Here is a 24,934-nt window from a genome sequence, read left to right as displayed (position 1 = left end):
TCAGCGCCTGCGTCCAGATGCCCTCCCTCCAGGCCATCCCCGCCGCCGAGAAGGCCGTCGGCGGCCTCCCCCTCATCACCGCCGCCACCGCCACCTCCTGGCAGCTGCTCCACTCCCTCGACGCCCACACCCCCGTCCCCGGCGCCGGCGCCCTCTTCAAAGGCTGAGACCGCCGACCTGCCGGAAGGCGATGCCCACCTCCGGCAAAATAGATGACGTAACAACTATTGGTCGTTTCGCCTCCCTACTCACCCCAGAAAGCGCGTACGTTGATCATGTCCACGCATCTCTCTCGCCGCACCGCCCTAGCCGCGGGCGCCGCCCTGGGGGCGACTCTCGTGGCTGCCGCACCCGCGTTGACGCAGGCGGCAACGGAACAGTCTTCCGCCGGCGCCGCGGACTCGGCCGGCATCACCAGGCTGCAGTGGTCCGGAGTCGCGCTGACCGCCGAGCAGTACCCGGAGATGAAAGGCTTCACCGAGAAGGCCCTGGGGTTGGAGCTGGTTTCCAGTGCGAAGGACTTCGCCGCCTTTGGTGCGCCCGACGGCACCCGGTTCGAACTCTTCGGACCCAAGGCTCCGCGATCCCTCTGGCGTACCGGTGCGACCTCCGTGGCGGTCGGATTCGAGGCCATGGACCTTGAGGCGGCCGGGAGGGTGCTGGAGAGAAACGGTGCGCGGTGGGTTTCTCCGGTGGAGGTGACTCAAGGCGCGGGAGCAGGCGGGACCCCCCTGCGTCTCCGCTACTTCAGAGCCCCCGACGGCCGCGTCTACCGCCTTGCGCAGACCAATGCCGACCCGGACCGCCCCGTGGCCGAGAGCGCCACGGGCCCTGCGGAGATCATGAAGCTCGACTTCACCGGCATCGCACTGACCGACGAGCAGTTCCCCGCGATGAACGAGTTCGCCGAGCGTGCTCTGGGGTTCACCAAGCTGGAGCTCGCCGAGCTTGCCGGTATGCCTCAGTTCACGATCTACCTCGCCGAGAACGGCAGGAGTCGCTTCGAGCTCTACGGCCCTGAGGCCCCCAAGCTCCCCTGGTGGACCGACCCCACCTCCAGCGTCCGGGGCTTCAAGTCCTTCGACCTCGACAAGGCGATGGCCAACCTGGAGCGGAACGGTGCCGAATGGGTCACCCCGGTCCTTCAGTACGACAACCGCTTCCGCTTCTTCCGCGCTCCCGACGGCCGCGTCTACAGCATCTCCGAGACCGTGGCCGGCTGACAGCCGCACGACGTGGACCCGAGCGGCGAGCGCGTCGCGGTCATTTGAGGACGCGGATCGGTTCGCCGGCGATGAATGCGGCGATGTTCTCGACGGCGTGCTGGTAGAAGACCTGGTAGTTGCCCTCGGTCACATAGCCGATGTGCGGGGTGACCAGGGCGTTGTCCAGGCTCCGCAGGACGTGGTCCTTCGGGAGCGGTTCGGTGGCGAAGACGTCGAGGGCCGCCCCGCCGATCCTCCGCTGCCGCAGGGCGCGCACCAGGGCGTCCTCGTCGACGAGGGGCCCCCGAGAGGTGTTGACCAGCAGGGCCGTCGGCTTCATGGAGCCGAGTTCGGCCGCCCCTACGAGGCCCCGGCTGCGTTCGCTGAGCACCATGTGGATCGACAGCACGTCGGACCGGGTGAACAGCTCCTCCTTGGTCACCGCGGTCACTCCGTGCTCGGCCGCCTTCTCGGCGGTGAGGTTCTGGCTCCAGGCGATGGTCTCCATGCCGAACGCCCGACCCACCTTGGCCACCCGGGAGCCGAGCCGACCGCAGCCCAGCAAACCGAGCGTCTTGCCCGCCAGCATGGTGCCCACTCCCATCTGCCAGCCGCCCTCGTGGACGTGCCGTGTCTCGGCCGGCAGGTTCCTGACCGCAGCGAGGATCAGTGCCCAGGTCAGCTCCGCCGTGGCGGCCGCGTCGGGGTAGCCGGTGCGGCAGACCACGACGCCCTGGGCGGTGGCGGCCGGGATGTCGATGGCGGCGTTGACCGGGCCGGTGGTGACGAGCAGTTTGAGGCGCGTGAGCCGACGCAGTACCTCGGCGGGGAAAGGGGTGCGCTCCCGCATCGCCACGACCACGTCGAAGTCCGCCAGCTGGGAGACGACCTTGTCCGGGTTGGGAAAGGCGCCGTGGAAGACCTCCACCCGGGCCTTGAGGGAGCCCCAGTCGGCGTACTTCCGCGCCACGTGCTGGTAGTCGTCGAGGACCGCGATACGCAAATCGTTCATTTCCACTTTCCGTTCATGGTAGATGTATCAACTATATTCGGAGGGGCAAGCGACACCGACCCGGGCCCGCGGCCCGAAGGGGAGATATCCGGCGATGCGAAGTGTGACCGTGGCTCAGCAGTTGGTGGACATCCTGCGTCAGGCGGGCGTCGAGCGGATTTACGGGGTGGTGGGTGACAGCCTGAACTCGGTGGTGGACGCGGTGCGCCGCACCGACGGTATCGAGTGGGTGCATGTGCGCAATGAGGAGGCTGCTGCTTTGGCCGCGGCGGCGGAGGCGCAGCTGACCGGCCGGCTGGCGGTGTGTGCGGGCAGTTGCGGTCCCGGTAACACCCACCTGATCCAGGGGCTGTACGACGCGCAGCGTTCCGGGGCCCCGGTGCTGGCCCTCGCCTCGCACATCCCCTCCCGGCAGATCGGTACCGGCTTCTTCCAGGAGACGCATCCGGAGCGGTTGTTCACCGAGTGCAGCGACTACTGCGAGATGATCGGCACGCCGGAGCAGATGCCGCGGGTGGCGCGGATCGCGGTGCAGCGCGCGCTGGGCAACAGCGCGGTGTCGGTGCTGGTCATACCCGGGGATGTGGCGCATGCCGAGGCGACCCGTCCGACCGGCACCAGTGACCTGGTCACCGAGCGTGGCCGGGTGGTCCCGCCGCAGGCGCAGGTGGTGGCGCTGGCCGAGAAGCTGAACGCGGCCCGCAAGGTGATGCTGTTCGCCGGTGCCGGGGTGCGCGACGCGCACGCCGAGGTCATGGCGCTCGCCGAGAAGACCGCGGCTCCGGTCGGGCACTCGCTGCGAGGCAAGGAGTGGATCCAGTTCGACAACCCCTACGACGTCGGCATGAGCGGACTGCTCGGCTACGGCGCCTGCTACGAAGCGATGCACGACGCGGACCTGGTCGTGCTGCTGGGCACCGACTTCCCGTACAACGATTTCCTGCCGCAGGCCCGGACCGTCCAGATCGACCACGAGGTGGGGCACCTGGGCCGGCGCACCGTGCTGGAACTCGGTGTGCACGGTGATGTGCGGGAGACGCTGCGGGCGGTGCTGCCGCTGGTGGAGGTGAAGGGGGACCGCGCCTACCTGGACCGGCTGCTGCGCAAGCACGCCAAGTCCCTGGAGACGGTGGTCGAGGCCTACACCCGCAACGTGGAGCGGCATGTGCCGATCCATCCCGAGTACGTGGCCTCGGTGCTGGACGAACTGGCCGCCGACGACGCCGTGTTCACCGTCGACACCGGCATGTCCAACGTCTGGGCGGCGCGCTATGTGACCCCCAACGGGCGGCGGCGGGTGATCGGTTCGTTCCTGCACGGCACGATGGCGAACGCGTTGCCGCACGCCATCGGCGCTCAGTTCGCCTACCCCGGCCGTCAGGTGATCTCGATGTCCGGGGACGGGGGACTGGGCATGCTGATGGGTGAGCTGCTCACCGTGAAGCTGCATGATCTGCCGGTGAAGACGATCGTGTTCAACAACTCCTCCCTCGGCATGGTGAAGCTGGAGATGCTGGTCGAGGGGCTGCCGGAGTACGAGACCGATCACGGACCGGTGGACTACGCCGCGATCGCGCGGGGTGCGGGCATCGAGGCGATCCGCATCGAACGGCCCGAGGACGTCGTCGCGGGTCTGAAGCAGGCGCTCGCGTACGACGGTCCGGTCCTGGTGGATGTGGTGACCGACCCCAACGCGTTGTCGATCCCGCCGCACATCACGGCCGCCCAGGTGAAGGGGTTCGCGTTCGCGGCGGGCCGGACCGTGCTCGACGGAGGCGTCGGCAGGATGCTCGACCTGGCCCGCGCCAACCTCCGCAACATCCCGCGCCCCTGACACCCGTCCGTGACGGCGGCGTCCTCCAAGGCCCAAGGGCTCCAAGGCCTCCGGAGTGGACGCCACCCGCGTCTACGCGAGGGGTTCGGCCGACCGGGCCGCGGCGACGACCCGCCCGCGCTCCGATTCCGGGAAACGGTGGAGCATCGCGCGCAGCTCCTCGGCCTCGACGTTGGCCCCGAAGGGTTCGGTGCCCGGTTCGAGCCGTACCCCGGCGACCAGGGGGCCCGCGACGACGGGGTCGAAGCCGAGGTCGTCGACGAGCTGGGAGACGGTGAGCAGGTCGTCCGGTTCGTCACCGGCGATGGCGATCGCCTTGCGGCCGCGGACGCCCGCGGGCCGGGCCCCGTCCTCGAGGTCGTGATAGCCCATGTGGTTGAAGGCCTTCACCACGCGCGCGCTTGGCAGGAATGCCTGCACGGTCTCGCTGGAGGAGGTGCGCGGGTCGGTGAGGTCCTCGCGGATGCCGTCGACCTCCCACCAGTAGTTCATGGCATCGATGACGAGCTTGCCCTCCAGGGCCTCGGCGGGCACGTTGCGGTGCTTGCCGAGCGGGAGGGCCAGGATGACGATGTCCGCCTTGGCCGCGGCCTCCTCTGCGGTGACCGGGACCGCGCCGGGGGTGAGGACCTCGATGGTGAGGGCGATCTTCTCCGGGTCGCCCGATCCGGCGATGAGGACGCGGTAGCCGGAGGCCAGGGCAAGGCGCGCCAGTACGGTGCCGACCTTGCCCGCGCCCAGGATGCCGATCGTGGATACGGCGGTGGTGTCCATGTCGTCTTCTCCGTTCGCGGTGTCAGTCGGCGAGCAGGTCGCGGACCATCGGGATGACCTTCGTGCCGTACAGCTCCACCGAGCGCAGGCGCGCGTCGGCCGGCTGGGATCCGGTGGTGTAGATGAGGTCGAAGCGGCCGACTCCGAGCGCCTTGATGGCGGCGGCCATCTTGCGGGCGACCGTCTCGGGCGAGCCGACGTAGAGGGAGCCGTGGGCGATCTCGGCGTCGTACTCCTCCTTGCGGACCGGCGGCCAGCCGCGCAGCGCTCCGATGCGGTCCCGGATGACCTTGTAGTGCGGCCAGTGCAGTTCGCGGGCCTCCTCGTCCGTGTCGGCGATGAAGCCGGGGGAGTGCATGCCGACCGGGTGGGCGGTGGTGCCGAACTTGTCGGTGGCCCGCTGGTAGAGGTCGATGTACGGCGCGAAGCGCTCCGGGCTGCCGCCGATGATGGCGATCATCAGCGGGAAGCCGTAGTGCGCGGTGCGGATGACCGACTGCGGCGAGCCGCCGACGCCGACCCACGTGCTCAGGTGCCCGGACTCGGTCTTGGGGAAGACGTCGGCGTCCTTGAGGGCGGCCCGCTTGGTGCCGCTCCAGGTGACCGGCTTCTCCTTGAGCAGCTCGGCGAAGAGCTCGATCTTCTCCTCGAACAGGACGTCGTAGTCGGCGAGGTCGTAGCCGAACAGGGGGAAGGACTCGGTGAAGGAGCCGCGCCCGAGGATGATCTCGGCCCGGCCGTTCGAGAGCGCGTCCACGGTCGAAAACCGCTGGAAGACGCGTACCGGGTCGTCCGAGCTCAGCACGGTCACGCCGGACGACAGGCGGATGCGCTCGGTGCGGGTGGCGATGCCCGCGAGCACGGTCTCGGGGGAGGAGATCGCGAACTCGGGGCGGTGGTGCTCGCCGAGGGCGATGACGTCGACGCCGACCTGCTCGGCGAGGACGGCCTCGTCGACGACCTGCCGGATGGCCTGGGCGTCGGAGACGCGCTTGCCGGAGGCGTCCTGCGGAACGTCGCCGAACGTGTCCAGACCGAAGACGAGATCAGACATGGGTGGGCTCCTTCGTGAGCAGTTGGCGCACCCGCGGTGCGACTTCGCGGCCCAGCAGCTCGATCGAGCGGGCGCGGGCCTCGCGGGGGAGGTTCATCAGGTCGTACTTGAGGTCGAAGCGGCTGAGCCGCAGGTCGCGGGCCATGGTGGCGATCTTCCGGGCGACGGTCTCGGGCGAGCCGACGAAGAGTGCGCCGGTGTCGATCTCCTCCAGGTAGCGCTCGCGGGTGGGCGGGTAGAAGCCGCGTTCCGCCGCGAGCGTGGCGACGACCGGCTGCCAGTGCGGCCACCAGGTCTCGATCGCCTCCTCGTCGGTGTCGGCGATCAGCCCCAGTGAGTGCTGGGCGACCGGCTGCGGGGCGTGCCCGTGCTGTTCCAGCGCCCGGTGGTAGAGCTCGACATGGCGGGCGAAGCGCTGGGGGCGTCCGCCGATGATGGCCATCATGAGCGGCAGGTTGTAGCGGGCCGCGCGGAGCACGGAGTTGGGGCTACCGCCGATGCCGATCCAGGTGGGGATGCCGCCGGGCGGCATCCTGGGATGCAGCCGCTGCTCGACGAGCGGTGAGCGGAACTTGCCCGACCAGCTCACCTTCTCCTCGCGCTGCAGCCGCATGAACAGGTCGAGCTTCTCCTCGAACAGCTCCTCGTACTCCGCGAGGTCGTAGCCGAACAGCGGGAACGACTCGGTGGCGGAGGCCCGTCCCAGGACGAGCTGGGCGCGGCCGTTCGAGACGGCGTCCAGGGTGGAGAACTCGTGGTAGAGGCGCACCGGGTCGTTGGTGCTGAGCACGGTCACCGAGGTGCCGAGCCGGATGCGCTCCGTCGCGGTGGCGATCGCCGCGAGCAGGACGGGGGTGGCGCTGTCGGTGTGGCCGGCGCGGTAGTGCTCGCCGACGCTGAACACGTCGATCCCCACCTCTTCGGCCAGCTTCGCCTCCTCGATGAGAAGGCGAACCGTCTCGGCGTCGCTCAGTGTGCGGCCGTCGTCGGTCGCGACCTCTCCGAACGAGTCGAGCCCGAGCTCGAACTCCGTGGCGGTCATGGACTCCTCCTGCTGCACTCCCCGGACGCGCCCGGCATCCGGCTTGTTGACGTGTCAATCATTACGCAACATAATTGACGTGTCAACCAAGGAAGGGGTGGGTGCCATGACAGAGCGGTGTAGGGCACTCCCGACCGCCGAGGAACTGCGGATCTGGCGGGACTTCATCGAGACGACGGAAGTGCTGCGCTCCGAACTCGCCGCACGCCTGCAGAGCGAGTCGGCGCTCTCGCCCGGGGACTATGCGGTGCTCCTCGCCCTGAGTGAAACGGAGGGGCGCCGGCTGCGCCCCTCCGTGCTGGCGGACCGCATCGGCTGGCAGCGCAGCCGTCTCTCCCATCAGCTCGGGCGCATGGAGCGGCGTGGACTGCTGCGGCGCGAAGGCTTCGCCGCCGACAGCCGAGGTGCCGAAGTGGTGCTCACGGACGAAGGGGTGGAAGCCTTTCGTCGCGCCTCCCTGCCGCATCTGCGCGACGTCCGTGAGCTGTTCGTCCGTCCTCTCGGTCCGGACGAGCTCGCCGCGGCCGAACGGATCACGGCCGCGCTGCGGAAGGGCTTGACCGCAGGGTCTGATGTCTGAGTGCCGCGTGTCGGGCGGCGGTTGTGGTGATCGACTGGCCCTTCGTGGCATAGTAGTTGATGTGACAACTAGAGCATGTGGGAGGTGCGATCGGTGAGCAATGTGGAAACCGACCCCGTGGCGCTGCGCTGTGGTGCGACGGTCGACGGCGAGCGGCCGGCCGGGGCGCCCCGGGTCGACGTGCTGCCGGCCCGGGACGTCCCCCTGGGCGGTCCGCGCGCGATGCATGTGCGGCGGACGCTGCCGCAGCGGGACCGGACCCTGATCGGCGCGTGGTGCTTCGCCGACCACTACGGCCCCAACGACATCACCACGTCCGGGAACATGGACCTCGGTCCCCACCCGCACACCGGGCTGCAGACGGTGAGCTGGCTGTTCAGCGGGGAGATCGAGCACCGTGACACCCTGGGGAGCCGGACCCTGATCCGGCCCGGTGAGATGAACCTGATGACCGGCGGGTACGGCATCGCCCACTCGGAGGTCTCCACCCCGAACACCACGATCATCCACGGCGTGCAGCTGTGGGTGGCGCTGCCGGACGAGCATCGCGACGCCGGGCGGGCCTTCGAGCACTACGTCCCCGAGCTGACACGCCTCGACGGGGCCGAGATCAGGGTCTTCCTGGGCACCCTCGCCGGAGCCGTCTCCCCGGTACGGACCTTCACACCTCTCCTCGGCGCCGAGATCCTCCTCGCGCCGGGTGCGTCGGTGATGTTCGACGTGGACCCGGCCTTCGAGCACGGCCTGCTGGTGGACAGCGGGGACGTCCGCCTGATCGACACCGTGCTGAAGCCGGCCGAACTCGGCTACGTCCCCTGCGGCGAAGACACTCTGACACTGGTGAACGAGTCGGACACCGCGGCGCGGACGATCCTGCTCGGCGGGCCACCGTTCGAGGAGGAGATCGTCATGTGGTGGAACTTCGTCGTGCGCAGTCACGACGAGATCGTCAAGGCGAGAGAGGAGTGGGAAGCCTCCTCCGACCGCTTCGGCGTCATCGAGGACTTCCCCGGGGGCCGCATCCCCGCTCCGCCTCTCCCGAACGCCGTCATCACGCCGCGCGGCAACAAGCCGCGCCACTGACCTCTCCCCAGAAGGGCATCCCATGAGCCAGTCCTCTGCCACGCCGGTCGTCGAGCGAGTGGACGCCGAAAACCTCTACGAGATCCTGGTCGACGGCCGGCGTGCCGGTGTGACCGCCTACCGCGACCACGGGGAGCAGCGCGTCTTCTTCCACACGGAGGTCGACACGGCGTACGCGGGCCAGGGGCTCGGCGCACAGCTGGTCCAGCACGCGCTCGACGATGTGCGTGCGTCCGGAAAGCGGATCGTGCCGGTCTGCCCCTACGTGGCGAAGTTCCTCAAGCGCCATGACGAGTTCGCCGACATCACCGACCAGGTCACGCCCGATGTGTTGCGGTGGCTGGAGTCGCAGCTCGGCTGAAACCCGTGAGAGGCGGGCACCGGTGGACCGGTGCCAGCCTCTCACGCTGTGGGGATTCACGCGATGGGAATGCGCGTCCTACTCCGGCACGATGACGATCTTGCCGCTGACGTGGCCCGCATGGCTCGCGTCCAGCGCCGCACCGGCCTCCGTGAGGCCATAGGTGCGGGAGATCGGCACGCGAAGACGGCCCTCCTCGATGAGGCCCAGGAGGGTGCGAAGCTCCCGGGTCTCCGCCGCGCGTCCCTGATAGATCTGGACCCCCTTGTCGGCGGCGTCGAACGCCGCGATGGTCAGGATCCGCTCGGGGCCGCCCGCGAGTTCGATCGAGTCCGGGATCTCACCCCGGCCGGAGGCATCGAGCACCGCGTCCACACCGTCGGGGGCGACCGCGCGCACCCGGTCGACCAGCCCCTCGCCGTAGGTGACCGGTACGGCTCCGAACCCGCGCAGCCGACCGTGGTTGCGCTCGCCGGCGGTACCGATGACCCGTACGCCACGGGCCGCGGCGATCTGGGCCGCGAAAGTGCCCACGCCACCGGCGGCGGCATGGATCAGCAGCGTCTCGCCTTCGGAGACCTTGAGCCGGTCGACGACGTTCAGGGCGGTGCCGCCCGCGCCGGAAAGGCTGCCCGCCACCGGCCAGGGCACATCCGCGGGCTTGAGTGTCAGCTTGGCGGGCTCGGCCAAGGCGAACTGGGCGTAGGAGGGGGTGATCGAGGATCCGAGCACCTCGTCACCGACGCCGAGCTCGCTCACTCCTTCACCGACCGCGTCCACGACACCGGCCACGTCGGAACCGAGTCCGGCGGGCAGGTCGAGCGGGACCTGGTCGCGCATCCAGCCCAGGAGAACCTTCCAGTCGAACGGGTTCACCCCGGCCGCGCGGACGGCCAGCCGTACCTGGCCGGGGCCGGGCGTCGGGGGTTGCACCTGGACGGCACGCAGGCCGTCGGTGGTGCCGTACGAGGAGAACTGCGCTGCGAGAGACATGGCGGGTGGGCTCCATCCGTGAGTCGTGAGATGTGAATCGTGAGCCGTGAGGTCAGACAGTAAGTTGATACATCACCTTTAATTCGATCCTGGACCGGTCGCAGGGATTCCACAAACACCGAGGCCCTCGCCAGGGCGCCCGGCGAGGGTGTCGACGAACCCCTCCAGCACCTGTGCCACCCCGTCCTCGTCGTTGGAAGGAGCGCGCCGGCCCGCGGCGGCCAGCACGTCCGGATGGGCGTTGGACATGGCGTAGGAGTGGCCCACCGCGCCGAGCATGGGCAGGTCGTTGGGCATGTCGCCGAAGGCGGCGATCTGGTGGCCGGCGACGCCGAGCCGATCGCTCCAGGCGAGGAGGGTGCTGGCCTTGGTGACGCCGGGTGCGCTGAACTCGACCAGGGACAGGCCGGTGGAGTGGGTGGTCTCGGCGTCCCGTCCCGCGATGCGTCGCGCCTGCTCGTAGAAGGCGTCGAGCGGAAGCGCCGGGTGGTGGGCCAGCGTCTTCAGCAAGGGGCCGCCCGGGGCGGCGTGGGCCAGGATCTTCTCGACGGAGCCGACCAGTTCGACCGCCTCGTCGTCGAACGACCAGTCCGGATAGGCCGGTTCGTGACCGAAGGCTCCGTCGAACTCGAGGGCGAAGGACACGCCGGGGATGGCCGCGCGCATCCGCTGCGCCAGTCGCAGGGCGGTGTGAAGCCGGATGGGGGAGGCGCGGACGATGCTCCCGTCGGGGGAGTGGACCGTGGCACCGTTCGCGGCGATGACGGCATGGGGACCGATACGTTCCAGCAGTGCCGGCACGCTGCGTGGCGGGCGGCCCGTGACGAGTACGACGGGTATTCCGGCTCTCTCGGCCGCCGACAACGCGGCTCGTGTGCGCTGCGACAGCGTGCCGTCACTGCGCAGGAGCGTGCCGTCCAGATCGGTCGCGACCAGCTTCGGAGTGGTCATGGAGTCGGTACCTCCTGGGTCGGGCTCGGCGAGGGCCCGTCGTCCGCTTCGGCAGAGGATTCGAGTAGGCGCCCACCGGCGCTTTCCGCGGCGGTCGCGCAGGTGCCGCTCAGTGGCAGCACGGGTGGGACCTGGCACCCGCGGTCAGCGTCAGAAGCGCGATGTACACGAGAACGGTCACGGCCACTCCCACGGCCCAGCGTCGCGCGGGGTGCAGTCCTGCGGCCTTTCGTCGCGGTCGCCCGGAGGGCGGGTCGGGCCGGTCGGGGGGTACTGCGTTGTTCCGCGCGCCCTTCGTGGTCACGGCAGGTTCCTGATCGGGTGCGGGTGCGCCGTCATGTACGGGCGGCGGGGGCGGCGAGGAGCCGCTGTGCCCAGGCGAAGGCCGTCAGGGCGGCCTCGTCGTCCCATCCCGCGGTGGACGTGCCCGCAGCGCCCCATCCTGTGGCCCTGACCGGACGCGAGACGATCACGTCGAGTCCCCCGGCGCTCGCCCGCAGCGCGGACATGGTCACGGCGGCCTCTGTGTGCAGTCCGGCGACGACCGGCTTCGTGCGCCCGGTTGCCGCGACGGCGTCCACCACGCGGCGGTCGTCCCAGGGGCTGATGGGGTGCCTCTGTATCGGCCGCTGGTGGACGACGGCGTCCGGGAGGGGTTGCAGGAGGGCGCCCTTGTGCTCCTCCACGACGGTGGTGAGGACTGTCGGGACGTGGTGTTCCCCGGCCGCTCCGGCCAGCCCCAGGGCGTTGTCGGACACCGTGGTCGCGTCGTGGCTGTGCAGGTATGGGAGGGGCTGGTGGTCGATCAGCGGCGGGACGCGCTCGTCGGGCGTCGGCAGGCTGGCGAGAGCGCTCGTCGGCGACGTGCTCATGGCATCTCCTCGGGCGGGCAGGGGGGTTTTCGCGCCCATGAAGATGACACATCAACATCTATTGATATGTCAACTATGGATCCTGGCCGACCGGGGGTGAGGTGATGCCGGAACTCTTGCATAATTTCGAAAACGTCTTGACGTATCGAAAACCTTGCCGGATGTTTGGGCAGACGGCACCGGCCGAACCCGACGACCAGGCACCGTCCGACACCGGTCACGGTCCGGAGTGCCCCACACGGCCGACCCGACCGCATGCTTCGCATCTGTGAGGAGACCCATGAGTACGTCGCCGAAGATCGGTCTTGAAGCCCTGCTGACGCCCGAGGAGAGCGTTCTGCTGCTGATCGACCACCAGCCGTACCAGTTCGCCAACCTGCATAGCCACGAGCCGGCCCTCATCGCCAACAACGTCGTCGGCCTGGCCAAGGCCGCCAAGGGCTACGGCGTCCCGACAATCCTGACCACGGTCATGGAGGAGCGCGGCGGCAATCTGATACAGCCGCTCCAGGACGTCTTTCCTGACCAGAAGCCGATCAACAGGACGTTCATCAACACCTGGGAGGACCAGCGTGTCGTGGACGCCGTGAAGGCCACCGGACGCAAGAAGCTGATCATCGCCGGCCTGTGGACGGAGATCTGCGTGGCCATGCCCGCCCTCCACTCGGCCGCGGAGGGATTCCAGGTCTACGCCGTCACCGACGCCTCCGGCGGCGTGTCGACCGAGGCCCACGACATGGCCGTACAGCGCATGGCCCAGGCCGGGGTCGTCCCGATCACCTGGCTGGCCGTCACGGGCGAGTGGCAGCGTGACTGGGCCCGGACGGACATCATCAAGATCGAGGATCAGCTGGCGTCACTGGGGCATGCCGGAGCCACCGGCATCGTGACCACGTGGGAGTTCCAGCTCCTCAACACCCCGGTGCCCGACACGACCGGGGCGTGAGAGCGCACCGACGGTGAGGGTCGGCAAGCGCGGCGCCAACGGGTTTCGGGTGTGCCGACCCTCGGCCTTTCACGTCGTGTGTCGCTACCTCCGCTCCACAGGCACTCGCAGGGGAGCGCGGAACGACAGCAGGCCCAGCACGGGCGAGTCCGCCGCGCCCGCCGCCTGCCGTATCCGCGGCAGGCGGCGGGCCGCCGCCCGGAGGGCCACCGCCGCCTCCGTACGGGCCAGGGACGCGCCCGGGCAGCGATGGCGGCCGACGCCGAAGGCCAGGTGGTGGCGGATGTTCTCGCGGTGCGGGCACATCCGTTCCGGCTCCGGGAAGACCTCCGGGTCGGAACCGGTGCCCATGAGCATGAGCAGCAGCTGTGCGCCCGCCGGCAGGCGCACCCCGGCCAGTTCCGTGGCCCGCGCGGCGACCCTGCGCCAGGTGGTCACCGGCGGCTCGCGCCTGAGGACCTCTTCCACCCAGGCCTCGGCCGGACCCGCCTCTCCCGCCACGCGCGCCCACATGCCGGGCTCGGTCAGCGCCCGGCGCAGCACGGTGGCGATGAGCTGCCCGGTGGTGGACTGACCGGCGATGAAGACGAAGAAGCACATGCCGACCGCGGTCTCGACGTCCAGCGGGCTGCCGTCGGGCAGGCGATGGCGGGCCAGCGCCCCGATGAACGAGTCGGCGGGGGCCGAACCGTCGCGCACGGTCTCGGTGAGCCACTGATGGAAGGCCACGACGAGCTCCGCGAGCTCTCGTTGCCGTTCCGGTGCGGGCCTGCCCCAGAACAGCTCCAGCGAGGCGTCGCTCCAGCGGATGAGCGTGGCCGGGTCGACGCCCTGTATGTCGAGCAGCTCCATCAGCACTCTGCAGGGGAGCACCTGGGCGAACGAGGCGAACAGGTCGCCGCGGCCGGACGAGTCGAGCTGGGACCGCACCGGCTGGAGCAACTCGTCGGCGATCCGCTCGATCACCGGTACGGCGGCCGCGACGCGCTCCGCGTTGAAGAACCGGGTGACCAGTCGGCGCAGGCCGGGATGGCTCGGGGTGCCGTTGTTGGCGAGCGCGGGAGGCAGCGTGAAGCCGCCCCGGACGAGGACCCGCAGCACGGGGACGGGCAGCGGGGTGACGGCGTTCTGGGCGTTGTCGGGGAGGAAGACACCCGGCTCCAGGAGCACCTGCCGCACGTCCTGGTGCCGGCTGACCAGCCACAGCCCCGTGCCGGGGTCGTGGTGCACCGGCGACTCGGACCGCAGCAGGTCCAGCCAGGGGTACGGGTCCTGGACGAACGGGGCGCCGAACAGGTCGAGCAGACCGAGAGGATCACGGGGGTCGGCAGATCCGGGGCCGGCCGCCGCGGCGGCCCCCGCCGCTCCGCCGCGGAGTGCGGGTACATCCAGAACCGGGAAGATCACGGCCGGACGCTAACACGGGGTCGGCGCAGCTCAGGACCTATGTGTGCGGCATCACCAGGCCATCAGGGCGAAAACGGGATGCCGGGCCCGGTGGTACCGGACCCGGCATCAGGACAGACCGCGTCAGACGGTGACGGTCGCCGCACGCAGCGGGGCCAGGGCCCCACTCCAGGCCACGACCTGGTCGAGCAGGGTGCCCAGGGCGCCCACGTTGTAGTCGCCGGGCTTGAAGACGCTGAAGTTCTCGAACTCCGTCATCAGCGACAGCGCCACCTGCTGGCGCACGTCGGCCATCTGGAGCTCGCCGGCGACCAGGCGCAGGTGCTCCACGGCCCGGGCGCCGCCGACGCCGCCGTAGGACACGAAGCCGGCCGCCTTGTTGTTCCACTCGTTGTAGAGGTAGTCGATGGCGTTCTTCAGCACGCCGGAGGTGCTGTGGTTGTACTCCGGGGTGACGAAGACGAAGCCGTCGAAGGAGGCGATCTTCTCCGCCCACTTCTTGGTGTGCTCGCCCTGGTACTGGCCCATCGACGGGGGAAGCGGCTCGTCCAGGTGCGGCAGCGGGTAGTCCCGGAGGTCGACGAGCTCGAACTCGGCGTCACCGCGCCGAGCGGCAATGTCGTAGACCCACTTGGCGACCTGCTCGCCGTTGCGGTTGGGGCGGGTGCTGCCGAGGATGATGCCGATCCTGGTCATCGATTTCCTTAGTCGGGTGGATGGTTGTGCTGTCCTGAACGGATGTTCAGGAAGTGTGGGGAAGGTGCTGGGCCGGGATGACGCCGAGGCGGCCCGCCTGGTAGTCCTCGAAGGCCTGCTGCACCTCTTTGGCGGTGTTCATCACGAACGGGCCGTACTGGACGACCGGTTCGCGGAGGGGCAGACCGCCCAGCACGAACAGCTCCAGCTTGGGTGCGCGGGACTCCTGGACGCGGTCGGCCGTCAGCCGCAGTGCGTCACCTTCGCCGAACACGGCGAGCCGGCCCTCCTGGAACGGACGGGCCTCGGCGCCGATCGTGCCGTGGCCCGCGAGGGCGTAGACCAGCGCGTTGTAGTCGGGGTTCCACGGCAGGTCGACCTGGGCGCCGGGCTCGAGGGTGAGGTGGGCGACGGTGATCGGGGTGTGGGTCACGCCGGGGCCGGTGTGCCCCGCGATGTCCCCGGCGATCACCCGGATCAGCGCGCCGCCGTCGGGGGTGGTGAGCAGTCCGGTGTGCTTGCCGCGGATGTCCTGGTAGCGCGGCGGGCTCATCTTCTTCGCCCGGGGCAGGTTGACCCACAGCTGCACGCCGTGCAGGACCCCGCCGTTCCTGACCAGCTGCTCCGGCGGCTGCTCGATGTGCAGGATGCCGGCTCCCGCGGTCATCCACTGGGTGTCGCCGTCGCTGAGCCTTCCGCCGCCGCCGTTGGAGTCCTGGTGCTCCACGGCGCCGTCGATGAGGTAGGTGACGGTCTCGAAGCCGCGGTGCGGATGCCAGGGCGTGCCCATGGGTTCGCCCGGCGCCATCTCGACCTCGCCGAGATGGTCCATGTGCACGAACGGGTCGAGTTCCGGCAACGTCACACCGGCGAAGGCTCGGCGCACGGGGAAACCCTCGCCCTCGAAGCCCCGCTCGGCCTTCGCCAGGCGGCGGACGGGCCGGTAGCGGGTCGCGGTCGGATCCGGCTCCGGCAGTCGCGGCAGGACGAGTACGTCGTCCACGGTGATCGCGGGCATGGGTCTCTCCGTTTCTCGCGGTTGCCGTCAGAAGGAGTGCGGACCGAAGCGGCCCCAGGCCTCGAACACGGCCAGGGCGAGCAGAACCACGGGGACGGCGATGCTCTGGTACTCCTTGCGCCGGCCGTGCTCGATCGCGGCGCCGATCATGACCAGCGCCAGGCCGGTGGCGGCCAGGGGGACGAAGAATGTGGCGACGTCCACCGCGGGCGGCAGCAGCAGGCCGATGGCGCCCAGGACCTCCGCGGTACCGATGAACCTGATCATCCCGGGCGAGAAGTCCTCGGCCCAGGCCATGTTCGGTCCCGAGGCGAGGATCTTCTCCTTCGACTGGGTGAGCTTCATGGCGCCGGCGCCGAGGAAGACGAGGGAGAGCAGGGCCGCGACGACCCACAGGGCGACGTTCATGGGATACCTCTTCGAGAGCTGGGTGTACGGACCCGTCGGGGGCAGGCCTCACAGGGTTACTTGATGTGTCATCCAAATTAGCGTGAGACTAGATGACGTGGCAACCGACGGGTCGAGGGTGGTGCCGGCGGGCCCGGAGGCGCGGCGCGGACAGTCAGGGCAGGACAGGACGTGCCGCGCCCCCGGAGCAATGGCGGGCTCCCATCAAAAGAGGGCAGTCCGGAGGGGTGTGCTTGGTGAACTGTCAACCACGTCTACACTTTCCGCATGGAGGAAAACGTGCGTTGGTTGACGGCGGAGGAGCAGCATGCTTGGCGGAGCTTCGTCCGGCTGCACGAGAAGCTCGGAGGTCGCCTGTCGCGCTTGCTCCAGACGGAGTCGAGTCTGTCGGCCGCCGACTTCGCGGTGCTCGTCAATCTGACGGACGTGCCGGAGGGGCGGCAGCGTTATCAGGATCTGGCTCGTGCCCTGGAGTGGGAGAAGAGTCGGATGTCCCATCACATCGCGCGGATGGCCGGACGGGGTCTGGTCGTCCGGGAGGAGTGCCTCGAGGACGCGCGGGGTGCCTTCGTGGTGGTCACGGAGCAAGGGCGCGCGGCGATCGAGGCGGCGGCTCCGCTCCATGTGGAGGCCGTGCGGGCGTTGTTCCTCGACCATGTCACTCCTTCGGAGCTGCGCACGCTGGGCCAGATCTCCGAGCGGGTGGTCAAGAAACTGGACGAGGACGCGTCCTGATCTGACGACCTGACCGCGCGAGCGGCCGACCTTTTTCCGGGCTGCACCCCGAACTCTAGGAGTGCACGGTTGACGCGTCAACGCCCGGGACGGCCGCTCGGGGTGTCGACCGTCAGGTCGGGCGGCTCACATCCCTGGTGGTAGGTGATGAGTCAACAAGCGGGTATTCTCGTTGTATGACTCAACAACCGAAATGGCTCACCCCGGAGGAGCAGGGCGCCTGGCGCGGTGTGGTCCGTATGTACGAGAAGCTGGCCGGTCGACTCTCCCGCCATCTGCAGCAGGACGCCAATCTGTCCCCGGCCGACTTCGCCGTGCTCGTCGACCTCAGCGAGGCTCCGGGTGGCCGCATGCGTCACGTGGATCTGTCGAAGTGCCTGGAATGGGAAAAGAGCAGGATGTCCCATCAGATCACCCGTATGGCGAAGCGGGGACTGGTAACTCGGCAGGAGTGTCCGGAGGACGGACGCGGTGCCTTCGTGGTCATCACCCCTCAGGGAATGGAGACGATCAAGGCGGCTGCGCCACGTCATGTGGAGGTCGTCCGTGAGCTGTTCGTCGACCTCCTGACGCCGGAGGAGCTCCGTCAGTTCGCCCTGGTGGCCAACCGGGTCATCGAGCAGGTCGAGGGCGCCCCCTCTCCGTAACCGGAATAGCGACCGGTAGTGCTTCGTTGTGACGTATTAGTTGATGTATCAACCTCAGAGGAGGGGTGAAGGCGATGCAGTTCGGCATCTTCACCATCGGCGATCTGGCCTCCGATCCCACGACGGGGCGCGCCCCGAGCGAGCATGAGCGCATCAAGGCCATGGTCGCCCTCGCGCAGAAGGCCGAGGAGGTCGGTCTCGACGTCTTCGCGACCGGCGAGCACCACAACCGGCCGTTCGTGCCGTCGTCGCCGACCACGATGCTCGGCTACGTCGCCGCGCGCACCGAGCGGATCATGCTGTCCACGGCGACCACCCTGATCACCACCAACGACCCGGTGAAGATCGCCGAGGACTACGCGATGCTGCAGCACCTGGCCGACGGCCGGGTGGACCTGATGATGGGCCGCGGCAACACCGGGCCCGTCTACCCCTGGTTCGGCAAGGACATCCGCGACGGCATCAACCTCGCCATCGAGAACTACGCCCTGCTGCGCCGACTGTGGCGCGAGGATGTCGTCGACTGGGAGGGCCGCTACCGCACGCCGCTGCAGGGCTTCACCTCCACGCCGCGGCCTCTGGACGACGTACCGCCGTTCGTCTGGCACGGCTCCATCCGGTCCCCGGAGATCGCCGAACAGGCGGCGTACTACGGCGACGGTTTCTTCCACAACAACATCTTCTGGCCCAAGGAGCACACCCAGCGGATGATCGAGCTGTACCGCGAGCGGTACGCCCACTACGGGCACGGCACGGCCGAGCAGGCCATCGTCGGGCTCGGCGGGCACGTCTACATGCGGCACAACTCGCAGGACGCCGTCCGTGAGTTCCGCCCGGTATTCGACCGGTCGCCCGTGATGGGCGGCGGCGTCTCCCTGGAGGAGTACATGCGGCAGACCCCGCTGACCGTCGGCACCCCCGAGCAGGTCATCGAGAAGACGCTCACCTTCCGCGAGTACGCCGGCGACTACCAGCGCCAGCTGTTCATCGTGGACGGCGGCGGCCTGTCGCTGAAGACCGCGCTGGAGCAGCTGGACATGCTGGGCGAGGAGGTCGTTCCGGTCCTGCGCGAGGAGTTCGCGAAGAACCGGTCGGCCGGTGTGCCCGACGCACCCACCCACGCCTCGCTGCTCGCGGCCCGCGACTCCGGCCGCGCCCAGACCGCCGACCCGGTGGCCTGAGACCGAACGACGAAGGGCAGGAAGGGACCTGACCATGAACCCCCTGAAGCTGGTGTTCGTCTCGGCGGGCCTGAGCCTGCCCTCCTCCACCCGGTTGCTCGCCGACCGTCTCGCGGACGCCACCCGCGAGAGCCTGGCGGACGCGGGTCGCGAGGTGGACGTCCAGGTGCTGGAGCTGCGCGACCTGGCCACGGACATCGCCCATCACTTGGTCAACGGCTTCCCGGGTCCGCTCTGCGCGGTGCGCTGGAGGCCGTCGAGAAGGCGGACGGCGTCATCGCCGTCACGCCTGGGTCGTGCCGGAGGCGCGCCAATGGATTCAGCTCGGCGTCGTACAGCGGGTTGTTCAAGTCGTTTTTCGACCTGCTCGACAACACCGCGCTCGTCGGCAAGCCCGTGCTGATCGGCGCCACCGGTGGCAGTTCCCGGCACTCGCTCGTCCTGGAGTACGCTCCCCCACGCTCGAATTCGCTCGCGCGGGGGCACCCCCACCGTCCGCTGTTCGCGTACCTCCGCGCGGTCGTCGTACCCACCGGCGTGTACGGAGCGTCCGAGGACTGGGGCGCGGGCGGTGACGGCCGTACCGACGCTCTCGCCCATAGGGTCCGCCGGGCCGCTGATGAGCCGGCCGGACTCATGGGTGGCCGACCCGCCGTGGCCGAGCCCACCGAGACCGTCGTGCCGTTCGAACAGCAGCTGGCCGCACTCCGGTCGGCGTGAAGACACGTGTCACCCACGCGAGAGCCCGAAGGAGGGCGGAGGACCCATGACTGACAACTTCAACACCTACCCGTCGTACGACGGGGTGGCGCCCGACCGGTGGGCCAGTGCGCTGCACCTGTTCGACAACGGCGCCGGAGGGCCGCGCGAGGAGAGCACCGTCGAGCGCTGGGAGCGGGCTCAGCTGCTCTTCGGCGCCACGGACTACATCGGCGCCGCCAAGCTGCTGGCCGTCGTCGTGGAGGAGGCGCCGGAACAGAACGGCCCCCGGCTGCTGCTGGCGCGCGCCTACTACCACTCCGCCCAACTGGGCCGTGCGGAGCAGCAGTTGCGCGAGATCATCGAGCGTGACCCGGTGGAGCACTACGCCCACCTGATGCTGGGGCGCACCCTGGAGCGCCAGGGGCGGCGGGACGAGGCGGGCCCCTGGCTCCGCCTGGCCGCGGCGTTCGCGGGTGAGTTCCCGGACGAAGGCTGAGCGGGCGGGGGCGAGCAGAGAGAGGCGGGCGCGGGTTCCAACCGGTGCCCGCCTCTCTCGTGTCCGTCGTGATCCCGGAACGCGGGGTGGGGTGGGGGTGACGGCCGACACACTGAGGCACGCCTATTTCAAGTTGACACATCAACAGTGCAGGTTCAGGATGGAGTCGTTGATGCATCAACGATCTAGATGCGTCCCGAGCTGATCAGGAGGCTGCCGTGAACCCACCCACCACCGTGAGGGACGGCGTGTCCCCGTCGCAGGGCACACCGGTGCGGCAGTTCGGCGCCGTCATACCGCTGTGGCGCGCGGCCGAGACCCACGGCCTGAACCCCACTCCGGCGCGCTGCGCATCGGACGGCCACGGCGCAGCCGTCCTCGTGGGCGGAGCGACCCGGTGAGTTCCGTGACCGTCTGCGCGGCACGCAGGCTCAACGTGCCACGGAAGATCGGACGCGGCGCGGTGGCCGTGGCGTCGACCGTGGTCGTGTACGTCGTCATCCTGCTGGCCGCGGGTGCGGCGGCCGTCTTCGGCGCCGGTCTGATGACATCCGGCGCCGAGCGCCTCGGCCCCGAGGCTTCCGCCCTGGCGGACAGTGTTTCGGCGTTCGGGCAGGACGCGGCGCAGGTACTCGACCGGATCCACACCCTGGCCCCCTGGCCGCTGATGGCGCTGACCCTGGCCTGGCTGGCCCATCGGAACCAGGCCCGCTACGCACGCACCGCCTTCGCACTGCTGCTGTCCGGTGCGGCCGGACTCGCCGCCTTCGTCTCGTCCCACGGCTTCCCCGAGAGCCAGACCTCCCTCCTGCGCGACTACCTGGCGCTGCCCGGAGTCGTAGCGAGCTGGTACGTGCTGATGGCCCTCGCGGTGGCCACCACCGTGGCCCGGCCCCGCGTACGGGCCACCGTGCTGCTGGTCGCACTGTCCGCGGTCGCGTGGGAGGTGCTGTCCACGGACCGCCATCTACTTGCCGCACTGCTGGCCGTGGCCACGCCGGCCGTGGCCTGGTTCGTCGCGGGCGTCCCGGCCCGGGACGGTTCCCGACGCGGCACGGCCGTGCGCGCCGCACAGGCCGAAGCACCGGAGGCGGAGGTCGTTCCGCTCCCGTCCCGCGCCGAGGCGCCGGGGCCGTGGGCCGGAGCAGCGCCTGTGTCCGTACGGCGGGCGGGCTGAACACCATGAACGTCGACGCCCTGCTCGAAGCCGCCGGATGGTGGTCGTACCTGGTGGTGTTCGCCGTGACGGCGGCTGAGACCAGCGCCTTCGTCGGCCTGCTGGTGCCCGGCGAGGCGGCCATTCTCTTCGCGTCCGCGCTCGCGGGCCACGGAGAGCTGAACGTGCTGCTGCTCGCCGCCGTCGTGGTGGCCGGGGGCATGACCGGTGACAGTCTCGGCCATGCCCTGGGACGCCGGTGCAAGCGCCGCCCGAACGCACGGATGGCGCGCCATGCCCGGCCGGACAACCGGATCGGCAGGGCGCAGGCGTTCCTGCTGCGTCATGGCGGCACGGCGGTGATCACGGGCCGGTTCATCGGTTTCGTGCGGACCTTCCTGCCCTTCGCCGCCGGCGCTTCCGGAATGCCGTACCGCCGCTTCCTCCTCTACAGCACGGTCGCGTCCGTCATCTGGGGCATCGGCAACGTGCTGCTCGGCTATTTCGCCGGCGCGGCCGTCATCGACCTCCTCCACTCGGTCGGGCTGATCGCGCTCGCCGCGGGCGCCGCCGCGGTGCTCACGGTTTTCACCGTTGTACGGATCCACACCCGCCGTCGCCGTATCGAGCGGACCCGCTCCACGGTGGTCGCGGTCGGTGCGGAGATCCGGGTTCCCGCCCAGGAACCGCCGCACATGCTCACGTATGCGAAGGAAGGCTGACCCATGGGATTCGAGGGTGCGGAGCTGGCGGTCGTGCCGCTGGACAGCGAACGGGCCGAGGACACGACCGTCACCGGCGCCAAGGCCGCGAATCTGGCGCGTGCCGCCGTGGCGGGTCTGCCGACGCTGCCGGGATTCGTGCTGGTGCCCACCGAGCTGGCGCCCGGGGCGCCGACCGGCGACGCGGCGGTGCTCGCCGCGTGGCGGGACCTGGCGGGACCGGAAGGACAGGAGCGGCCGCTCGTCGTGCGTTCCTCCTCCGCGCACGAGGACACCGAGGACTCCTCGATGGCCGGACGCTTCGAGTCGGTGCTGGACGTGCGGGGCTGGGAGGACTTCACCACCGCCGTGCAGACCGTGCTCGACTCCGCCCGCAGAGTACGACCCCTGCGGCCGCCGGAGGACGCCCCGCCCGGTGACGGGATGGCGGTGCTGGTGCAGCCGATGCTCACCGCGGCCACCGGCGGAGTGATGTTCGGCGCCGACCCCGTCGAGGGCCGCACCGACCGGATCCTGGTGAGCGCGGTGCGCGGGGGACCGGACCAGCTGGTCGACGGAAGCACCCAGGGCGTGCGCTACCAGCTGACGCGTATGGCCCGGCTGGTGCGCATCGAGCCGGCCGAAGCCCGCGGCGACCGGACGCTGTCGCACCGGCAGCAGGTGCGGCTGGTGGCGCTGGCCAAGAAGGCCGAGCGGGTGTTCGGCGGCCCGCAGGACATGGAGTTCGGGTTCGACGCCGACGGACAGCTCTGGCTCTTCCAGGCCCGGCCGATCACCGCTATGGCCGCCCGGCCCGCCCGCGGCGCCCGGCTGCTGGGTCCCGGCCCGGTCGCCGAGACGCTGCCCGGAGTCCTCCAGCCGCTGGAGGAGGACCTGTGGGTCGCCCCGATGTCCCACGGCCTCACCCGGGCCCTCGACATCGCGGGCGCCGCTTCCCGCCGCCGGCTGCGCAAGCTGCCCCTCGTCACCACCGTGCAGGGCCGCGCCGCCGCTGATCTGAGGCTGCTGGGCGCCGTACCCTCCGCGCACCCGGTACTGGACTTCATCAACCCCGCCCCCGGCGCCCGCCGGGCCGGAGCGGCCTGGCGCGTGGGCCGGCTGCGCTCCGCGCTGCCGCTGCTGGCGATCGATCTGATGGCGGACGTCGACCAGGCGCTCGCCGACTTCCCGCCGCCCGAGGAGATGCTCAGCGGCCAGATGCTCGAAGCCGTCGCATGGGGGCGGCAGGTGCTGTCCGCCCTGCACGCGCAGGAGTCCCTGGCAGGCGCCCTGCTGGGTCCGGGCACCGGCGCCACCGCCGCGGGGGAGGCACTGGCCGAGCTTGCGGAAGGCCGCACCCGCGGCCTGAGCGACGTCGAACTGATCGAGCGCCACCCCGTGCTACTGGCTCTGCTGCCGCCCACCCTCGGAGAGCGTGCCCCGCTCCCCGCGACCACCGGGTGGACCACAGTGCCGCGCGGCGTCGGAGCCCTGCCGGTGCGGGAGGGGCTGCGGCTGCGCATCCGCTGGGTGCAGGAGATGCAGGCCCAGATGGTGCGGGAGATGGGGCACCGGATGGGACCTGGCGAGTGCACCCTCGGACTGTCCCGTCTGGTGCTGCTGCGCTGGGACGAGCTGGTCAAGGCGGCGGACGGCGAAGGACTGCCGGCCGATCTCACCGAGCGGCCGCCCCGTCCCGACACCGGCCCGCTGCCCGCCGCGTTCCGCCTCGCCGACGGCCGCCCCGTCGCCCAGCTCCCGCCCGGGCACCGGACCTCGGGCGAGGGCCAGGGAGCGGGCGGTGGCTTCGGTACCGGCACGGCCTGGGACGGACACGGTGGACGCCCCGAGCACGCCGTCCTGGTGGTCCGCTCCCTCGACCCCGCCCTGGCCCCACTGCTGCCGGGCCTGGCCGGACTGGTCGCGGAGACCGGCAGCGCGCTGTCCCACCTGGCCGTGCTCGCCCGTGAATACCGGGTGCCCACGGCGGTCGGCGTTCCCGGAGCGGTCGACCGCTACCCGGTCGGCACCTCCCTCAGCGTCGACGGCGGCACCGGCGCGGTCGCCAAGGCCGACATGGATGACGCGGACGACCACACCACCGACACGGCTCCCCGAGCCACCACGACACGAAAGGAGCCGGCGGCATGAAGGCCATCAGACTGGTCGGCTACACCTTCGGCGGTCTGTCCGCCGTCTACGCCGGCTACTACACCGTCCTCTACCTGACCCGCTGGGAGTGGCAGCGCGCCCTGATCTCCGCCGCCCTGCTCCTGATCGTCGAGGTCTTCCTCGCCACCGTCCTGCTGCTCACCCGCTTCTCCCGGCTGGAGGAGCGGCTGGAGCAGTCGGACGCCCGCATCGAGGATGTACGCAAGCGGCTCGAACAGACCCGGGCCCCGGCGCCGAACCGCTTCAACTGGCTGTCCTCCGTGAACCGTACGGAGCTGAACGGGGCCCAGCGCACCTTCGTCTTCGTGCCCGTGCTGATGGTGGCCGGCGCGGCCCTGTCGGGTCTCGCCCTGGTCATCCAGAAAGTGGCCGGTGCCACCGCACGGCCCGGTGCGGAGCGCCGTCTGGCCGGACGGCTGGCGGCACTGGCCGCGCCGCCGGTCGCCGGTAGTACGGCCCGACTGGAGGCCCAGCCGGCCGTCCCGCCCGCGCGAACCGGACGGAAGGTGATCGCCGTCGTGACGGCCGTGGCCGCCCTGGCGATGGTGCCGGTGCTGTGGACTGCCCTGGCCGACGCCACCCAGACGCGAGCCGAGAAGGCCCCCGCTTCGGCGAGCACCACCATGGTCTTCCGCGTCGAGACCCGCGGCGACGAGAGCGCGCAGGCGGTCCAACTGGCGGCGCAGGACCTGTGGGAGACCTGCCGCCGCTCCACCGCCGCCGAGAACGGCAACGCCACACTGAACCACATGAGGGACGGCGTCTACGCGGGCGTCGTCCGCCCGGCGCTCCCGCCGCACGACGTGATGCGGCTGCGCGGCTGCATCGAGGACGCGAGCACCAACCGCACCAGCGCGGTCGTCGTGGGGGAGGGGCAGGCCGAGTACCGGGGCTGAGCCGGGTATCGG

General features: G+C 70.2%; 26 protein-coding genes and 1 pseudogene. 16 read left to right on the top strand and 11 right to left on the bottom strand.

Annotated elements, in window-relative coordinates:
- The first annotated feature begins 275 nt into the window (after positions 1 to 275).
- On the top strand, positions 276 to 1,223 hold the full coding sequence (locus ACIRF9_RS39020) for a VOC family protein (RefSeq protein WP_403832436.1): 948 nt from the start codon (positions 276 to 278) through the stop codon (positions 1,221 to 1,223).
- A gap of 40 nt (positions 1,224 to 1,263) precedes the next feature.
- Here the strand turns inward: ACIRF9_RS39020 and ACIRF9_RS39015 are convergent, their stop codons facing one another.
- Entirely contained in the window at positions 1,264 to 2,217 is a 954-nt protein-coding gene (locus ACIRF9_RS39015) for a D-2-hydroxyacid dehydrogenase family protein (RefSeq protein WP_403832433.1), read from the bottom strand.
- A gap of 94 nt (positions 2,218 to 2,311) precedes the next feature.
- Here ACIRF9_RS39015 and ACIRF9_RS39010 point away from each other — a divergent pair, with 94 nt between their 5' ends.
- Complete coding sequence (locus ACIRF9_RS39010; RefSeq protein WP_403832430.1) at positions 2,312 to 4,051, top strand: pyruvate dehydrogenase; 1,740 nt, start codon at positions 2,312 to 2,314, stop codon at positions 4,049 to 4,051.
- Positions 4,052 to 4,123: 72 nt separating this feature from the next.
- Here ACIRF9_RS39010 and ACIRF9_RS39005 read toward each other — a convergent pair whose 3' ends face one another.
- Genes ACIRF9_RS39005 through ACIRF9_RS38995 form a run of 3 tightly spaced genes read right to left on the bottom strand, consistent with a single transcriptional unit; the run spans position 4,124 to position 6,921 of the window.
- Entirely contained in the window at positions 4,124 to 4,825 is a 702-nt protein-coding gene (locus tag ACIRF9_RS39005; RefSeq protein ID WP_403832428.1) for an NADPH-dependent F420 reductase, read from the bottom strand.
- 22 nt (positions 4,826 to 4,847) lie between these two features.
- Positions 4,848 to 5,879 carry an LLM class flavin-dependent oxidoreductase gene (locus ACIRF9_RS39000; protein ID WP_403832425.1) on the bottom strand — a complete coding sequence of 344 codons (1,032 nt, stop codon included), beginning with the start codon at positions 5,877 to 5,879 and terminating at the stop codon, positions 4,848 to 4,850.
- Positions 5,872 to 6,921, bottom strand: a complete 1,050-nt coding sequence (locus ACIRF9_RS38995) for an LLM class flavin-dependent oxidoreductase (RefSeq protein ID WP_403832423.1) — start codon at positions 6,919 to 6,921, stop codon at positions 5,872 to 5,874. The genes ACIRF9_RS39000 and ACIRF9_RS38995 overlap by 8 nt, the downstream gene beginning before the upstream one ends.
- A 106-nt stretch (positions 6,922 to 7,027) precedes the next feature.
- On the opposite strand from ACIRF9_RS38995, the gene ACIRF9_RS38990 reads away from it, so the two are divergent.
- The 3 genes from ACIRF9_RS38990 (at position 7,028) to ACIRF9_RS38980 (ending at position 8,945) form a co-directional block, all read left to right on the top strand.
- Positions 7,028 to 7,501: a MarR family winged helix-turn-helix transcriptional regulator gene (locus ACIRF9_RS38990; protein WP_403832420.1), complete on the top strand. Its 474-nt coding sequence runs from the start codon at positions 7,028 to 7,030 to the stop codon at positions 7,499 to 7,501.
- 93 nt (positions 7,502 to 7,594) lie between these two features.
- A complete protein-coding gene (locus ACIRF9_RS38985) occupies positions 7,595 to 8,584 on the top strand; it encodes a pirin family protein (RefSeq protein WP_403832418.1) in 990 nt (329 codons plus the stop codon).
- Positions 8,585 to 8,606: 22 nt separating this feature from the next.
- Entirely contained in the window at positions 8,607 to 8,945 is a 339-nt protein-coding gene (locus ACIRF9_RS38980) for a GNAT family N-acetyltransferase (protein ID WP_403832415.1), read from the top strand.
- Between the two features lie 78 nt (positions 8,946 to 9,023).
- Here ACIRF9_RS38980 and ACIRF9_RS38975 read toward each other — a convergent pair whose 3' ends face one another.
- The 3 genes from ACIRF9_RS38975 to ACIRF9_RS38965 all read right to left on the bottom strand — a co-directional run bounded on the left by ACIRF9_RS38975 (position 9,024) and on the right by ACIRF9_RS38965 (position 11,761).
- Positions 9,024 to 9,938, bottom strand: coding sequence for an NADP-dependent oxidoreductase (locus ACIRF9_RS38975; RefSeq protein ID WP_403832413.1), 915 nt, complete (start codon positions 9,936 to 9,938; stop codon positions 9,024 to 9,026).
- A 78-nt stretch (positions 9,939 to 10,016) separates the two neighbouring features.
- Positions 10,017 to 10,889: an HAD family hydrolase gene (locus ACIRF9_RS38970; protein ID WP_403832410.1), complete on the bottom strand. Its 873-nt coding sequence runs from the start codon at positions 10,887 to 10,889 to the stop codon at positions 10,017 to 10,019.
- A gap of 335 nt (positions 10,890 to 11,224) precedes the next feature.
- Complete coding sequence (locus tag ACIRF9_RS38965) at positions 11,225 to 11,761, bottom strand: isochorismatase family protein (protein WP_403832407.1); 537 nt, start codon at positions 11,759 to 11,761, stop codon at positions 11,225 to 11,227.
- A 280-nt stretch (positions 11,762 to 12,041) separates the two neighbouring features.
- On the opposite strand from ACIRF9_RS38965, the gene ACIRF9_RS38960 reads away from it, so the two are divergent.
- Positions 12,042 to 12,707 (top strand): hydrolase, encoded by a 666-nt coding sequence (locus ACIRF9_RS38960; protein WP_403832405.1) that lies wholly within the window; start codon positions 12,042 to 12,044, stop codon positions 12,705 to 12,707.
- An 84-nt stretch (positions 12,708 to 12,791) separates the two neighbouring features.
- On the opposite strand, the gene ACIRF9_RS38955 is transcribed toward ACIRF9_RS38960, so the two are convergent.
- From ACIRF9_RS38955 to ACIRF9_RS38940, 4 genes are all read right to left on the bottom strand, one after another.
- Positions 12,792 to 14,114 carry a cytochrome P450 gene (locus ACIRF9_RS38955; protein ID WP_403832403.1) on the bottom strand — a complete coding sequence of 441 codons (1,323 nt, stop codon included), beginning with the start codon at positions 14,112 to 14,114 and terminating at the stop codon, positions 12,792 to 12,794.
- A 123-nt stretch (positions 14,115 to 14,237) separates the two neighbouring features.
- Complete coding sequence (locus ACIRF9_RS38950) at positions 14,238 to 14,810, bottom strand: NADPH-dependent FMN reductase (protein ID WP_403832400.1); 573 nt, start codon at positions 14,808 to 14,810, stop codon at positions 14,238 to 14,240.
- Positions 14,811 to 14,856: 46 nt separating this feature from the next.
- Positions 14,857 to 15,828 (bottom strand): pirin family protein, encoded by a 972-nt coding sequence (locus ACIRF9_RS38945; RefSeq protein WP_403832398.1) that lies wholly within the window; start codon positions 15,826 to 15,828, stop codon positions 14,857 to 14,859.
- A gap of 27 nt (positions 15,829 to 15,855) precedes the next feature.
- The gene (locus ACIRF9_RS38940; RefSeq protein ID WP_403832397.1) at positions 15,856 to 16,236 is read right to left on the bottom strand and encodes a DoxX family protein; all 381 of its coding nucleotides are present in this window, start codon (positions 16,234 to 16,236) and stop codon (positions 15,856 to 15,858) included.
- 267 nt (positions 16,237 to 16,503) lie between these two features.
- On the opposite strand from ACIRF9_RS38940, the gene ACIRF9_RS38935 reads away from it, so the two are divergent.
- The 10 genes and pseudogenes from ACIRF9_RS38935 (at position 16,504) to ACIRF9_RS38890 (ending at position 24,922) form a co-directional block, all read left to right on the top strand.
- The gene (locus ACIRF9_RS38935; RefSeq protein ID WP_403832395.1) at positions 16,504 to 16,971 is read left to right on the top strand and encodes a MarR family winged helix-turn-helix transcriptional regulator; all 468 of its coding nucleotides are present in this window, start codon (positions 16,504 to 16,506) and stop codon (positions 16,969 to 16,971) included.
- 176 nt (positions 16,972 to 17,147) lie between these two features.
- Positions 17,148 to 17,618 (top strand): MarR family winged helix-turn-helix transcriptional regulator, encoded by a 471-nt coding sequence (locus ACIRF9_RS38930; RefSeq protein WP_403832394.1) that lies wholly within the window; start codon positions 17,148 to 17,150, stop codon positions 17,616 to 17,618.
- Positions 17,619 to 17,692: 74 nt separating this feature from the next.
- A complete protein-coding gene (locus ACIRF9_RS38925) occupies positions 17,693 to 18,799 on the top strand; it encodes an LLM class flavin-dependent oxidoreductase (protein ID WP_403832393.1) in 1,107 nt (368 codons plus the stop codon).
- Between the two features lie 34 nt (positions 18,800 to 18,833).
- Positions 18,834 to 19,519 (top strand): annotated as a pseudogene (locus ACIRF9_RS38920) (FMN reductase).
- A 46-nt stretch (positions 19,520 to 19,565) separates the two neighbouring features.
- Positions 19,566 to 19,997 carry a tetratricopeptide repeat protein gene (locus ACIRF9_RS38915; RefSeq protein WP_403832391.1) on the top strand — a complete coding sequence of 144 codons (432 nt, stop codon included), beginning with the start codon at positions 19,566 to 19,568 and terminating at the stop codon, positions 19,995 to 19,997.
- A gap of 218 nt (positions 19,998 to 20,215) precedes the next feature.
- Positions 20,216 to 20,398 carry a hypothetical protein gene (locus ACIRF9_RS38910; protein WP_403832389.1) on the top strand — a complete coding sequence of 61 codons (183 nt, stop codon included), beginning with the start codon at positions 20,216 to 20,218 and terminating at the stop codon, positions 20,396 to 20,398.
- Positions 20,395 to 21,174: a hypothetical protein gene (locus tag ACIRF9_RS38905; protein WP_403832387.1), complete on the top strand. Its 780-nt coding sequence runs from the start codon at positions 20,395 to 20,397 to the stop codon at positions 21,172 to 21,174. Before ACIRF9_RS38910 ends, ACIRF9_RS38905 begins: the two co-directional genes overlap by 4 nt.
- Positions 21,132 to 21,875, top strand: coding sequence for a DedA family protein (locus ACIRF9_RS38900; RefSeq protein ID WP_403832385.1), 744 nt, complete (start codon positions 21,132 to 21,134; stop codon positions 21,873 to 21,875). The genes ACIRF9_RS38905 and ACIRF9_RS38900 overlap by 43 nt, the downstream gene beginning before the upstream one ends.
- A 3-nt stretch (positions 21,876 to 21,878) precedes the next feature.
- Positions 21,879 to 24,005, top strand: a complete 2,127-nt coding sequence (locus ACIRF9_RS38895; RefSeq protein WP_403832383.1) for a PEP/pyruvate-binding domain-containing protein — start codon at positions 21,879 to 21,881, stop codon at positions 24,003 to 24,005.
- A complete protein-coding gene (locus tag ACIRF9_RS38890) occupies positions 24,002 to 24,922 on the top strand; it encodes a hypothetical protein (RefSeq protein WP_403832380.1) in 921 nt (306 codons plus the stop codon). Before ACIRF9_RS38895 ends, ACIRF9_RS38890 begins: the two co-directional genes overlap by 4 nt.
- Positions 24,923 to 24,934 lie beyond the last annotated feature (12 nt).

Source organism: Streptomyces sp. NPDC096132, assembly GCF_044763345.1.
Lineage (GTDB): Bacteria > Actinomycetota > Actinomycetes > Streptomycetales > Streptomycetaceae > Streptomyces.
Note: the sequence above shows the minus strand (reverse complement) of the source record. Positions and strands in the feature narration are given on the sequence as shown.